General features: G+C 73.1%; 11 protein-coding genes. 2 read left to right on the forward strand and 9 right to left on the reverse strand.

What is annotated here, in order from left to right; translation table 11 throughout:
• Nucleotide 1 precedes the first annotated feature (1 nt).
• Nucleotides 2–409, reverse strand: coding sequence for a globin domain-containing protein (locus BJY14_RS09905; RefSeq protein WP_179843334.1), 408 nt, complete (start codon nt 407–409; stop codon nt 2–4).
• A gap of 885 nt (nt 410–1294) precedes the next feature.
• Here BJY14_RS09905 and BJY14_RS09910 point away from each other — a divergent pair.
• Complete coding sequence (locus BJY14_RS09910; protein ID WP_179843335.1) at nt 1295–1816, forward strand: hypothetical protein; 522 nt, start codon at nt 1295–1297, stop codon at nt 1814–1816.
• Nucleotides 1817–1834: 18 nt separating this feature from the next.
• Here the strand turns inward: BJY14_RS09910 and BJY14_RS09915 are convergent, their stop codons facing one another.
• The 3 genes from BJY14_RS09915 to BJY14_RS09925 form a co-directional block, all read right to left on the reverse strand.
• Nucleotides 1835–2758, reverse strand: coding sequence for a glycoside hydrolase family 16 protein (locus BJY14_RS09915; protein WP_179843336.1), 924 nt, complete (start codon nt 2756–2758; stop codon nt 1835–1837).
• Between the two features lie 161 nt (nt 2759–2919).
• Complete coding sequence (locus tag BJY14_RS09920) at nt 2920–3591, reverse strand: response regulator transcription factor (RefSeq protein WP_179843337.1); 672 nt, start codon at nt 3589–3591, stop codon at nt 2920–2922.
• On the reverse strand, nt 3591–4877 hold the full coding sequence (locus BJY14_RS09925; protein WP_179843338.1) for a sensor histidine kinase: 1287 nt from the start codon (nt 4875–4877) through the stop codon (nt 3591–3593). The genes BJY14_RS09920 and BJY14_RS09925 overlap by 1 nt, the downstream gene beginning before the upstream one ends.
• A gap of 109 nt (nt 4878–4986) precedes the next feature.
• On the opposite strand from BJY14_RS09925, the gene BJY14_RS09930 reads away from it, so the two are divergent.
• Nucleotides 4987–6102 (forward strand): DNA-directed RNA polymerase subunit beta family protein, encoded by a 1116-nt coding sequence (locus tag BJY14_RS09930; RefSeq protein ID WP_218905247.1) that lies wholly within the window; start codon nt 4987–4989, stop codon nt 6100–6102.
• Between the two features lie 13 nt (nt 6103–6115).
• On the opposite strand, the gene smc is transcribed toward BJY14_RS09930, so the two are convergent.
• The 5 genes from smc to rnc all read right to left on the reverse strand — a co-directional run bounded on the left by smc (nt 6116) and on the right by rnc (nt 13001).
• On the reverse strand, nt 6116–9778 hold the full coding sequence (gene smc, locus BJY14_RS09935; protein WP_179843340.1) for a chromosome segregation protein SMC: 3663 nt from the start codon (nt 9776–9778) through the stop codon (nt 6116–6118).
• Nucleotides 9779–10649: 871 nt separating this feature from the next.
• Nucleotides 10650–10847, reverse strand: coding sequence for a hypothetical protein (locus BJY14_RS09940; RefSeq protein WP_141577590.1), 198 nt, complete (start codon nt 10845–10847; stop codon nt 10650–10652).
• A gap of 178 nt (nt 10848–11025) precedes the next feature.
• Nucleotides 11026–11331, reverse strand: coding sequence for an acylphosphatase (locus BJY14_RS09945; RefSeq protein ID WP_179843341.1), 306 nt, complete (start codon nt 11329–11331; stop codon nt 11026–11028).
• 19 nt (nt 11332–11350) lie between these two features.
• Nucleotides 11351–12244, reverse strand: coding sequence for a bifunctional DNA-formamidopyrimidine glycosylase/DNA-(apurinic or apyrimidinic site) lyase (gene mutM, locus BJY14_RS09950; protein WP_179843342.1), 894 nt, complete (start codon nt 12242–12244; stop codon nt 11351–11353).
• Nucleotides 12237–13001, reverse strand: coding sequence for a ribonuclease III (rnc, locus tag BJY14_RS09955; RefSeq protein WP_179849278.1), 765 nt, complete (start codon nt 12999–13001; stop codon nt 12237–12239). The genes mutM and rnc overlap by 8 nt, the downstream gene beginning before the upstream one ends.
• Between the last annotated feature and the right edge of the window lie 297 nt (nt 13002–13298).

A 13298-nucleotide genomic window follows, 5' to 3' on the forward strand; every position in this document is an offset into this window, starting at 1 on the left:
ATCAGGCGACGGGCTCCGCCGCGGCCTCCGTCATGACCTTCGCGACGACGCCGTAGGCCGCCGTCCAGTCGCGTTCGAGGTCGGCGTTCCATTCCGGGCCGCTGAAGTGCGCGAGGGTGGCGAGCAGGCTGGCGCCGACGGGCGCGTAATGCTCGGCGACGACACCGAAGCCGTGGTGGCGGCGTCCGAGGTCGGTGAGGAACGGGACGAGCGCGTCGGGGTCGTCCACGGTCGAGACGATCTGGGACAGCGCCGCGATCAGCACCTCGTGCTGCTTGGCCATCGACGCGGGGAACATCCGCCTGAGCTGCGGGTCCCGCGCGAAAAGGTCGGCGTAGAAATATTCGGCGACGTCCAGGCCGTTCGTGGCGACCAGGGCGAAATTGTCTTTGAGTTTTTGCGGATCCACGGGTGACACCTCTCAGGCGGTTCTCCGGGCCGGACGGGGGGAGTCCGGTGAAGGAGCCGGAGAGCCGCAGGTCCATATGGGTAGTGGATAGGCCCAGGGCACACAAGCCCGCCAGCGTCGCCGGGTAATCACGGTCGGTGCACGCCGATCCCCTCCGATTACGCGCCACCGGCGCGGATGTGAAGTCTCCAATCGGTTATAGGCCGGGGGAAGACGGCGGAGACGGGGTCCGCCGCCGTGCCCGAAATGTGAGCGCTGGGCGATGTCACGTTCCAAGGAAAATGTGACGCGCATCACCATGACCGCGATGGAGCCGCCCGCCCCGGGGCCAGGGCGCCGGGTGCCGCGGGCCCCTGTTACCGCGGCACCCAGGCGCCTCGACCTGCCGGTGGGCGTCTCACGACGGCCCGGCGACCTCCGGTCGGCCGCCTGCCCGGCCGATCCCATGGAAAGCGACGGCCGCCGCCGGCTTCCTGCGGCGAGCTGAGCCACCGCGCCCAGCCCACCGAGGGTGACGGGACGGCCGGCACTGGGCGCGACGGCCTGCCGCCCATAGCGCGGAAAACGTCTCCGCGGGAGGTCTTTCATCGATTCTTCTCGTGAGATAATCCACCCTTACCTCTCCGCATCCGTCCGGCTCCGCTCGGCTCCGCCTGATCGGCACGGCCGCGCATTTCCCTTCCATGCGCCTGAGGCTTCCCGCAGAGAAAAGGAAGGCACGGATGCGGGCACCGCCAGGACGAGCGCTCACCACCCCTGACCTGGCGATCTTGTCACCGCTGGCCATTCCCCGACCGAGGCGTTAATCTTCGGCTGCCGCCTGATCACCCCGGAAAGGCGGCGCTCTGACATTGGGCCGACACCCCGACCCGAGGAAGGCACGCCATGGCTCTCCGGTTCACTCCCCGCGCCGGCGGCGCGCTCGCCGTCACCGCGCTCGCCATGGCATTTCTCGCGTCCGCTTGCGGCGGTGACGACAAGGACGGCGGTGATGAGGTCTTCCGGCCGCCGTCCCCGTCGCCCACATCGTCCGCGCAGCAGGACACCGACCCGGGCGCCCAGGAGGGGATCGAGGGTGCGCGGGCCGCGCTCCAGGCCTTCCTGCGCGGCCAGGCCGCCGGCGACCCGGCGGTATGCCGCTACGTCGCGAAGGACGGCGACTTCCTTGAGGGCCAGCCGCTCAACGGCGACTGCCCGGCCGGCGTGCGCAACACGCCGCACTTCCTCCGGCCCCAGGAGCGGCAGGCCCTGCGGACCCTGACCGTGAAGGGCGGCCGGCTCTCGGGCGAGGAGGCGGTCATCCCCTTCTCCGCCCTGCACTGGACGAGCGGCTCCATGGTGGAGCGCACCCTCCAGAGCGAGTTCACCCTGCGCCACGACGGGGAGGTCTGGCAGATCGTGAAATGACCTCGGGATCACTGCGGCTCAGGCCCGGTACATGGCGATCCAGTCGACGGAAAGGGTCACGTCCCGCGTCCGGCTGACCCCCTTCGTCGTCAGCTTGGCCATCTGCGGGAACCAGTCGAGCTGGATGGCCTGCCCCATCTTCCCGGGCGGCAGCGCCTCCCGCTTGGACGTGTGGAACCACCTGCGGCCGTCCACGTAGCCCGTCATGCCCCTGGAGTTCCACTCCACCGCGAAGGCGTGCCACTTCGTCAGGTCGACGCGCAGGTGGGCGTCCAGGCGCCGGGAGTCCTTCTCGGGCCCGTAGTGAAGGAAGAAGTTGGTCCCGTTGCGCAGGCCCTTGTCGCCGTAGGTCTCCATCCAGTCGATCTCCCCGCCTCCGTTGCGCGGGTCGGTGCCGCCACCGCCGCCGACCGGCCACAGCAGCAGGTTGGCGTTGTAGCAGGCGCATCCCCGGCTGACCCGGACGCGGGCCTCCCAGCGCCCGGTCTTCTGGGCGCCCTTCATCCAGGCGACGCCCCCGGTGTCGCCGTTGCGCCTGCCCTTGATGCGCAGGACGCCGTTCCGGACGGTCACCGCCTTGGCGACGCGGCGGCCGCGGCCGCCGTTGCCCGGCCCCGTGTAGACCTCCCAGGCCCGCCGGTCGAAGGTCCGGAATCCGTCGGAGGCGATCGGGCGCCCCCACCCGTACCGCCGCGCCGCGGTGGCCGTGACGCGCTTCTTCTTCCCCTTCTTCGCGCGCTCGGAGTCCCAGGTGTCCTCGTGCGCCCGCGGGCCCGGCTTCCCGTAGGCGATGGCGGGCGCGGACTTCTCCAGCGAACCGATGGCGCGGGCGGGAGCCTGGTCCGGGACCGCCTCCGGGGCGGCGGCGAGCGCGAACGAGCAGCCTGCGGCCAGGACTCCGCCGGCGACCACGCCCATTCTGTTTCGGGTCGGCAAAAGCATCGCGTTCCTCCGGGCGACGAATGAGAAGAAGGCCCGGCCGGAATGGCGCCGTCCTTCATGTAGTCCGTTCACCCGGAACGTTATGCGGCCGCCCGCGGGCCGCCCTAGGGCCCTAGGGCCCTAGCGGCGGGAGGTGCGGGCCCCAATCGCGCAGGCCCAGCTCAGCCGCCCGGAGGCATCCCGAGCCAGGTCACGATGGCCGTGGCCCGGTTCGGCACGCCGAGTTTCGCATAAATGCGATTGATGTAGTTCTTGACGGTTTTCTCGGTGAGAAATAGCTTGGCCGCGATGTCGTGATTCGCATGACCGCGCACGATCAGATCCATGACCTGGACCTCGCGGGCGGAGAGCCCGAACCGCGCGCGCTGCTCGGCCGGATCGGCCGCGGGCGCCGCGGGCCGGCCCGTCCGCGCGGCGTCGATGAGCGCGGCGCTGGCCGCGTGCGAGAGGGGGTGGGCCCGGTGCCGGACGGTGTCCCGGATCGCCGCCGCGAGCTCGTCCACCGTGAAGGTGTTGTGCACGAGGTAGCCGACGGCGCCGTTGCGGACGGCCGACAGGATCACCTCGGGCTCCTCCACCTGGGTGAGCATGATCACGCGGCTGATCCGGCTCAGCGCGGCGGCGGCGCTCACCCCGTCGGCGCGCGGCATCCGGACGTCGAGCAGGACGACGTCCGGCACGAGCCGCCAGGCGAGCTCCTCGGCCTCGCGGCCGTCGCCCGCCTCGCCCACCACCTCGATGTCGTCGGTGGACTCCAGCGCGGAGGTGAGGCCGGCGCGAATGAAGGTGTTGTCGTCCACGACCAGGACGCGGTACCGCACGGGCTCGTCCATCACCGGCTCCCGAGGGCGGTCCGCGCGGGTTCGGACTCCGGGCCCCCCGCCCCCATCGACACCGTGATCTCGGTGCCGCCGCCGGGGACGGAGCGCACGGCCAGCCGGCCGCCCGCCCTCCCGGCCCGCTCGTGCATGCCGACGAGGCCGTAGTGTCCGCCGCGGGCGAGCGCGTCCAGCCACCCGGGGTCGTCCGGCCGCCCGGGCATGCCCTTGCCGTCGTCGCGCACGCGCACCTCCAGTTCGCCGGCGTCGACCGCCGCGATGATGTCGACGCGGGACGCGTCCGCGTGCCGCCGCACGTTCTCCAGCGCCTCCCGCACGATCGTGACCAGCTCCCGCCGCGCCGGCGCCGGAAGGTCCGCGCCCGCCGCGATGTCCACCCGCACGGGGACGCCGGTGCGCCCCTCCCACTCCCCCGCCAGTTCCCGCACGGCGTCGCCCAGCGGGACGCCCGCGGAGTCGTCGCGCAGTTCGGCGATGAGCGAGCGCGCCTCGCGGGTGGCGACCTGCGCGGCGGTCGCGATGCGCTGCGCCTCCTGCTCGGCGCGGTCGGGGGACTTGCGGACCCAGCCGGGCAGGCCGTTCGCCGACAGGGCGATCCCGGACAGCGTCGCGGTCAGCGAGTCGTGCATCTCCCGGGCCAGCCGGGTGCGCTCCTCGGCGGCCATCGCCTGCGCCTCCATCCGCCAGCGGGTCTCCTCGGCGGTGGCGTGCTCGTCGAACAGGCGGCGCAGCACCGTGCCGACGAGCGCCGCGACCCCGTAGAAGACGGGCAGCATGACGAGCAGCGGCATGGCGATGCCGCCGTCGTCGGCGGACGGCGCGTTGCGGTAGAGCGCCGCGTAGTAGAGGACGGCCTGCTGCGCGCACAGCAGCGCGGTGACCGGCCACCGGTACAGCAGCCCGGCGAGACCGGCGGTCACCACCGTCACGAGGAAGTAGGGGCCGAAGATCCCGCCCACCTGCAGCACCGCGTAGCCGATGAGCACGTCGAAGGCCAGCAGCGCGGGCTGCTCGAACAGCCGCAGCACGACCTTCTCCCAGCCCGCCAGCACCACGCCGGACACCACGGCCGCGAGGACGAGCACGCCGAGCGCCCAGGGGTCGCCGCGCACCTGGCCGTCCACCAGCACGGTCACCCCGATGACGAGCACGCGCAGCTGCATCAGCAGGACGAACGTGGTGCCGACCCTGGTCTCGACGGAACGCCGCAGAGCAGACGGAACCGATGCACCGGAGCGCGGCATCGCGGGGGCCCTCCAGTTGACGAGCGCCGAACTCATAACGGTATTGATCTTGTCAAAGACCGCAGAACGAACATTAGTCATTCCGGACGAGGAGATCGCTACGATGCCCACGAGAACAAGCGTCCCCGTGCGCGGGAGGACACCGGTGTCGGCTCCGAGGGCGGTCCCGCAGCCGGAGGAGGCGCGCGCCCCGGCCGATTTACTCGACCTGATGCGCAGCCTGCAGCAATGGTCCGGCCTGCCCCTTTCCGAGCTCGAGGAGCGGATGCGCGCGGACGGCGTGGTCGCCCCTTCCGGGGTCGACGCGCTCCTCAGCGCGGGCACCCTGCCGAGCCGGGGACTGGTGACCTCCTTCGTGACCACATGCGGCCTCGTCCCCGCCGAGCGCGAGCGGTGGCTGCGGGTCTACGACCGCCTGTGCGGGCCCGCCGCCGTGCGGAGCGACCCGCGTGGCCCCGTGGAGGGCGACAAGCGCGTCGCCGGACGGCCGGCGCTCAACCTCGGCCCCGCGACGCCCCCGGCTCCGATCCGCACCACCCCCGCCCCGGCTTCCGAGAGCAGCTCCTCCGGGCGCCACGCGGCGCAGCCGCCGAGGGCGCGGCACCGCAAGACGTCATCGCAGGGGCACGCCGGCCGCCGTCCCGTGTCGCTGCTCGTGGCGGCGCCCGCGATCATCACGATCGGCGTGGTGGTCTCGACGCTGACGGGGGTGTTCGGCGGCGGGGACGGGACGCACCGGCCGCAGACGCCGCCCGGGGCGGCCCGCAAGGCGACGCCGCCCCCGCCCGGCTGGTACACGGTCATGCCGCTGACCGACGACGAGCGGACCGGCGACTGCCTGTCGATCCTGCCCGACGACCGGCTGGACCCGCAGCTGTCGCAGGACAAGTGCGCCGCCGAGGACGCGCTCCAGCGGATCCGGCTCACCTCCGTCCCCGACAGCGCCGGGACGTTCCAGCTGAAGGCGTGGACGGCCAAGGGCAAGCTGTGGTGCGTGACGCTCGACGACCTCGTCGAGCGCGCCAAGCTGCACATGAAGGAGTGCGGGAACGACGATCCGATGCAGCGGTTCGGGCTGACGCCCGCGGGCAAGCCGGTGAAGGGCGGGCAGCTGTTCCGCATCGTGCCGCGGGCGACGCGCGACGACGGCATGTGCGTCGGCGTCGACATCCGGGACACCGGCGGCCTGGAGGCGATCTACGCCGGGTGCGACCGGTCCGGGGTGCGCGGCTACCTGTTCACGCCCGCCGCCGAGCCGTGACCGCGCGGCCGGGTCAGTCGAGGTCGCGCAGGCGCTGGCTGACGACCTGGGTGACGCCGTCACCGCGCATGCTGACGCCGTAGAGGGCGTCGGCGCCCTCCATGGTGCGCTTCTGGTGCGTGATGACGATCAGCTGGGACGACTCGCGCAGCTCCTCGAAGACCGTGATGAGCCGCTGGGTGTTGGTGTCGTCGAGCGCGGCCTCGACCTCGTCCAGCACGTAGAACGGGGAGGGCCGCGCCTTGAACACCGCGACGAGGAACGCGATGGCCACGAGGGACCGCTCGCCGCCCGACAGCAGCGAGAGCCGCTTGACCTTCTTGCCGGGCGGGCGGGCCGAGACCTCGACGCCCGTGCCGAGCATGTCGCCCGGCTCGGTCAGCGAGAGGCTGCCCTCGCCGCCGGGGAACAGCCGGGCGAAGATCCGCTCGAACTCGCGGGCCGTGTCGTCGTAGGCGGCGGCGAACACCTGCTGGACGCGGTCGTCGACCTCCTTGACGAGGCCGAGCAGCTCGCGCTGGGTCTTCTTCAGGTCCTCCAGCTGGGAGGTGAGGAACGCGTGCCGTTCCTCCAGGGCGGCGAACTCCTCCAGCGCCAGCGGGTTGACCTTGCCGAGCTGGTTGAGCTGCCGCTCGGCGGTCTTGGCGCGCTTCTCCTGGACGGCCCGCTCGTACGGGGCGGGCGGCGCGTCCTCGCCCTTCTCGGGGTCGGCCGGGACGGGCTGGTCGGGCCCGTACTCCGACACCAGCGCCTCCACCTCGAGACCGAACTCCTCCAGGGCCCGCTGCTCGAACTGCTCCAGCCGCAGCCGCTGCTCGGCGCGGGCGACCTCGTTGCCGTGCACGACGTTGACGAGGCGTTCGAGCGTCGACGACAGCTCGCGCACCTGCCCGCGGACGACCTTCAGCTCGGCCTCGCGCGCCGCCTTCGCCTGCTCGGCGGCCTCGCGGCGCCGCACCGCGGCCGCGAGGGAGTGCTCGATGCGCTCCAGTGCCGCGCGGGCGCCCCGCAGGACGGCCCTGGCGACCCGGGCCTGCTCCTCCCGGCGGGCGCGGCGCTCGGCGGCGCGGGCGCGCTCCTCCCGCTCGCGGCGGGCGCCGCGTTCGAGGGCGTCGGCGCGTCCGGCGATGGCCTGGACGCGCTCCTCGGCGGTGCGGACCGCGAGCCGCGACTCCATCTCCGCGGTGCGCAGCTCCTGGCAGCGGGCGTTCAGCTCGTCGCGCGACTCCGTGTCGTGCCCGGCCTCGTCGGCGACCTCGGCGGCCTCCTCGGCCTCGGCGAGCCGCACCGCCAGCTCCTCGGCGGCCTCGGTGTCGCGTTCGAGGGACTCCCCGGCCGCGTCGAGGGCCTTCGTCAGCCGCTCGGCCTCGCCCCGCGCCGCCCGGACGTCGGCCTCCAGGCGCGCGGCGCGCTTGGCCTCCTGCGCCGCCTGCGCGTCGTACTCCCGCAGCCGCGCGCGGACGCGGTCGAGGTCGGCCTGCGCGCGGTCGACCCCCGCCCGCGCGTCACCGGTCGCGGCCTCGGCCGCCTCGACGGCGGCCTGGGCCGAGTGCTCGTGCTCCACCGCCTCGGAGAGACCGTCGGCGGCGGCGGCCGCCGCGGTCTCGGCCGCGGCGAGGTCCTCGGTGGCCTGGTCGAGCGTCGCGCGCATCTGCAGAAGGCCCTGCCCACCACCGGCGGCGCCGCCCTGCGCCCAGTGCGCCCCGACGAGCTCCCCGTCCCGCGTGACGGCCCGCAGCGACGCCTCCCGGCGCACGAGCGCGACGGCGGCGGGAACGTCCTCGACCACGACCACGTCCCGCAGCAGATGCTCGAACGCGGGACGCACGGAATCCGGGACGCCGACCGCGTCGACGGCGTAGTCGGCCCCGGCGACCCGCTCGGCCGGCGCCGGCGACCCGCCGCCGACGACCAGCCCGGCCCGTCCGGCGTCGCGGGAGCGCAGCAGCGCGAGGGCGGCCTCGGCGGTGTCCAGGGACCCCACCGCGATGGCCTCGGCGGCGCCGCCCAGCGCGGCGGCGACGGCGGTCTCGTATCCGGGCCGGACGTTCAGCAGCGAGGCGACCGTGCCCAGCACCCCGCCGAGCGTCCCGTCGGACGCGGCCGACAGCAGCGCCTCCCCGCCGTCGGCGGCGCTGGCGAGCGTCAGGTTCAGGGCCTCGATCCGCGCCTGGAGCGCCGCGACCTGCTTCTGCGCCGTCTGGTCGGCGGTGCGGGCCGCACCCGAAGCCGACCGGGCCTCCTTCAACGCGCGGCGCGGGCCGTCCACGGCGGCGCGGGCGGTCTCGGCGGCGTCCTTCGCCGCGGCGAGCGCCTCCTGCGCGGCCTCGTGCTCGGCGGCGAGCTCCGGGTCCTCGACGACCTCGGCCTCGAACGCCTCGAACTCGGCCTGCGCGGACTCGGCGCGCTGGTCGGCCTCCTCCCGCGCGTCCGCGAGCCGCCCGATCTCCGACCGCCCGGCCTGCGCCTTGCTGCGCAGCGCCTCGACCCGGCCGCGCAGCCGGGCCAGCTGCTCGCGGCGGTCGGCGGCGGCGCGGGCCGCTGACTGCAGGCGGCGCTCCTCGGCCGCGAGGGCATCCTCGGCGGCGGACCGCTCCTGCACGGCGCCGGAGAGCCCGTCCCGGGCCTCGTCCAGCGCCTCGCGGAGCATCTCCTCCTGCTCGCGGATCTCGGCCGCCTCGCGCTCCATGTCCTCGGGGTCGCGGCCCCGCCGCTCCTCCTCGCGCGCCTCGGCGGCGTTGCGGTGCCGCTCGGCGGCGAGATCGGCGACGCCGCGGAGCCGCTCCTTCAGCGCCGACAGCTGGAACCAGGTGTCCTGGACCTGCGCGAGCCTCGGCGCCTGCTCCGCCTCCTCCGCCTCCAGGACGGCCTCACGCTCCTGCGCCCCGCCCAGCGCTCGCTCGGTCTCCGTGCGCCGCTCCCGGATCGCGGCCTCGTCGGCGGCCTCCTGCTCCAGCCGCGTCCGCAGCGTCACCAGGTCGTCGGCGAGCAGCCGCAGCCGCGCGTCCCGCAGATCGGCCTGGATCACCGCGGCCCGGCGCGCGATCTCCGCCTGCCGGCCGAGCGGCTTCAACTGCCGCCGCAGCTCCCCGGTGAGATCCTGCACGCGCGTGAGGTTGCCCTGCATCGCGTCGAGCTTGCGGAGGGCCTTCTCCTTGCGCTTGCGGTGCTTGAGGACGCCCGCCGCCTCCTCGATCACCGCGCGCCGCCCCTCCGGCCCCGAGTGCAGGACGCGGTCGAGCTGCCCCTGCCCGATGATCACGTGCATCTCGCGGCCGATGCCGGAGTCCGACAGCAGCTCCTGGATGTCCAGCAGCCGGCACGAATCACCGTTGATCGCGTACTCGCTCGACCCCGACCGGAACATCAGCCGGCTGATGGTGACCTCGGAATAGTCGATCGGCAGCGCACCGTCGGAGTTGTCGATCGTCAGCACGACCTCGGCGCGCCCGAGCGGCGCCCGGTTCGCCGTCCCGGCGAAGATGACATCCTCCATCTTGCCGCCGCGCAGCGACTTCGCGCCCTGCTCCCCCATCACCCAGGCCAGCGCGTCCACCACATTCGACTTGCCGGACCCGTTGGGCCCCACGACAGCGGTGATCCCCGGCTCGAACTTGAGCGTCGTGGAGGACGCGAAGGACTTGAAGCCACGCAGCGTCAGATTCTTCAGATACACGCGCCAGCGGCCCCCCTCACACCCGTCCTCCACCAGAACATCCAAGGAAACATACCGCTGTACTCATTGGTTTTCTCTCCTCACTCGGGCCCAGGGGCCCTCCATCGTCGAGAAAACGGGCGATCGCTGGCATCGCTTCGGCTCGCCTGGCGGCTCGCTGCGCGATCAGGTTCTCGCTTCGCTCGAACCTGCCTTCAGACGCGATCGCGAGCGTGGGGTTGTTGCGGGGTGCTGTGCCGGTTGGGGTCGTCGCCGTGGTGGGGTGCTGGGGGTGGGGACGGCTCCGGTCGGGTCACGGCGCTGATGGAGCTGTGCAAGGTGGCGTGAGTTCGGCGGGTGGCCTCGTTGTCGACATCGACATCGGAGCCGGGCCGAAGGAGAGGGGGCGCGCTACAGCGAGCGCCTCAGCGTCGTCGGGTGCGTCGGTGCCGGGTTCGATGCCTGTGAGCACCTGGCCTCACCCAGGGAGTTCGAGGCAAGGTGAATCTTGCCCCGGTTGCTTCCTGCGCTGATGTTGGAGGCCCCTCCAGGGCACGCAAGGCCGACGCGGGTACCTGGCAGCGCACTTGCGACAACATCGGCGGCTGGGTAGCGTCCGGAAGCCAGAGGGCCCGCGCACCCGAAACACGTGGCGAGCCCACTGGACGAGCCGTGCTCACAAAGCGCAAGCGGCCATCGCGACGACCTCAGCCCTCACCACAACCACGCGGCGACCTTGGGGGCCGCGATCGCGTCCGAAGGCAGGTTCAAGCGAAGCGAGAACCTGATCGCGCAGCGAGCCGCAAGGCGAGTCGGAGCGATGCCAGCGATCGCACGCTTTTATCGACGATGGAGGGCGCTCAGCGCCCGAAGGAGGAGAAAAAGCAAAAAATCACGTCAGCGCGGGTTCGCGCTCCTTTACCGGAAGCGACATCACTTCGTCGTCCGTCGCCGTCGCAAGCGCGTCGTTCTCCGCCTGGAGCCGTACGAGTTCGGCCTCCAGGTCACGTACGCGCTGCTGCAGGCGCCGCATCTCCGCGACCATCCGGGGGTCGGGACCGCCGACGTGGCCGAGTAGAGCCTTCGCCATGACTAAGGGTCCTCCACGCTGAGTAACCAGCAGGGATCGCGCACGGGAAACTGCTGATGTAGGTGCGCGTACCGTCTAGAGTCGCACCGGGCGCTGTCCTGGTCAAGACGCACATCACAGGCCGGTAACAACCTTCCACTACCAGTTTAGCAGGTACAAACCGGTACTCCCTACCCGGTCACCGTTCCCGGAACCCGGAGGCCTCTCCGCGCGGCGCGCCCCAGCGGTCAACGACGCCGGTCACAGCGCCGGGACGTCCGGGAACGCCGCCGGGGACGTCGCCGTCCAGCAGCTCGAGAAGCCGGCGGCAGGCGCCGCGCGGGCCCTCGGCCACGACCTCGACGCGGCCGTCGCCGAGGTTCGTGGCGCTGCCGGTGAGGCCCAGTTCGAGCGCCCGTGACCTGACCCACCAGCGGAACCCGACGCCCTGGACGCGTCCTCGCACCCAGGCCGTGAGCCGCACGGTCTCGTCGTCCTCGTCCATCGTCCCCCCTCGGTGCCCGCTAGTACCGTGCCCGCCTGGGGCGCGGCTGGCACACCGGGCAGCTGTAGGACGAGCGGTTCATGAACTCGTCGCGGCGGATCGGGGCGCCGCAGCGGCGGCAGGGCTCGTCCCGCCGCCCGTAGGCGTCGAGGGACCGCTCGAAGTAGCCGCTCTCGCCGTTGACGTTCACGTAGAGGCTGTCGAAGGACGTGCCGCCGACCTCCAGGGCGGCCGCCATGACCTCTCGTGCGGCCTCCAGGACGCGCGCGGCGTCCGCTCGGGTCATCGTCTCGGTCGGCCGCGCCCAATGCAGCCTGGCGCGCCACAGGGCCTCGTCGGCGTAGATGTTGCCGACGCCGCTGACGAGGGACTGGTCGAGGAGGGCCCGCTTGATCCCAGTCTTGCGGCGGCGCAGGGCGCGGTAGAAGGCCTCCGCGTCGAAGGCGTCCTCCAGCGGGTCGGCGGCGATGTGCACGATCGGCTCGGGGACGAGGGCCCGCCCGTCGAAGGCGTCGGGGACGAGGTCGGCGACCATGAGGTGCCCGAACGTCCGCTGGTCGACGAAGCGCAGGTCGAGGCCGTCGTCGTCGAACTCGACGCGGACCCGCAGGTGCTTCTCGCGTTCCCGGCCGGGCTCGCCGACGAGCAGCTGCCCGCTCATGCCGAGGTGCGCGAGGACCGCCTCGCCGGGTGCGTCGTCCTCCTCGTCCCGGAGCGGGATCCACAGGTACTTGCCGCGGCGGCGGGGGGCCAGCATGGTGCGCTTGGCGAGCCGTCCGGCGAAGTCGGCGGGGCCCTCGGCGTGGCGGCGCACCGACCGCGGGTGCAGGACCTCGGCGGACGCGACGGTGCGACCGGTCGTCCAGCGCTCCAGGCCGCGCCGGACGACCTCGACCTCGGGGAGCTCAGGCACCGGCCTGCGCCGCCTGCCCGGCCTCCCTGGCCGCGTCGTCGCCCTCGGCCGCCTCTCGCGGCGCCGGCTCGGCCTGGGTCGCCTCGCGCTGGACGACGATCTCGCGGATGGCGTTCCAGGCGGCCTCGGCGGCGTGCTGCTCGGCCTCCTTCTTGCTGCGGCCCTCGCCGGACCCGTAGGTCTCGCCGCCGACCCGCACGGAGGCGCGGAACGTCTTCTGGTGGTCGGGGCCGCTCTCGGCGACGTGGTACTCGGGGACGCCGAGCTCCTCGACGGCGGTGAGCTCCTGCAGCGAGGTCTTCCAGTCCAGGCCTGCGCCGAGGCCCGCCGACCGCTTGATCAGCCCGTCGAAGAGCCGGTGCACCAGCGCGGACGCCTCGCCGAGACCCCGGTCGAGGTAGACGGCGCCGATCAGCGCCTCCAGCGTGTCGGCGAGGATCGAGGCCTTGTCGCGGCCTCCGGTGCCCTCCTCGCCGCGGCCGAGCCGGATGTGGGCGCCGACGCCGAGGCCGCGGGCGACGCCGGCGAGGGCGCGCATGTTGACCACGGCGGCGCGCAGCTTGGCGAGCTGCCCCTCGGGCAGGTCGGGGTGGCCGCGGAACAGGGTGTCGGTGACGACGAGGCCCAGCACCGAGTCGCCGAGGAACTCCAGGCGCTCGTTGGTGGGCAGGCCGCCGTTCTCGTAGGCGTAGGAACGGTGTGTCAGGGCGCGTTCGAGCAGCTCCTCGCCCACGTCGACACCGAGCGCGCCGGTCAGTTCCGCGCGGTCCGGCGCGGGTTCGCTCTTCTTAGCGCTCACAGGCCCTCCTCGCAGGCCGTGCACCGCGCAGCGCGCGGTCGCCTCTGCGGCGCGCGGCCGATGGGCCGGGACGGCGAGGACGCTCGGCGGGGAGGGTCCGCGAAGACGAGGTGCGCGCCGGTCGGTCTGATCCCGGCGTGCACCACGGCTCCGGGCGCAGTCTCCGCGCCGGTCACCACGCCGACGTCACGCGCCGGGTGGTCGGGGTGCTCGTCCTTCCGCACCGTGAGGGGCGGGCCGCATGCGCGGATCCGC

Source organism: Actinomadura luteofluorescens, assembly GCF_013409365.1.
Taxonomy (GTDB): Bacteria; Actinomycetota; Actinomycetes; order Streptosporangiales; family Streptosporangiaceae; genus Spirillospora; species Spirillospora luteofluorescens.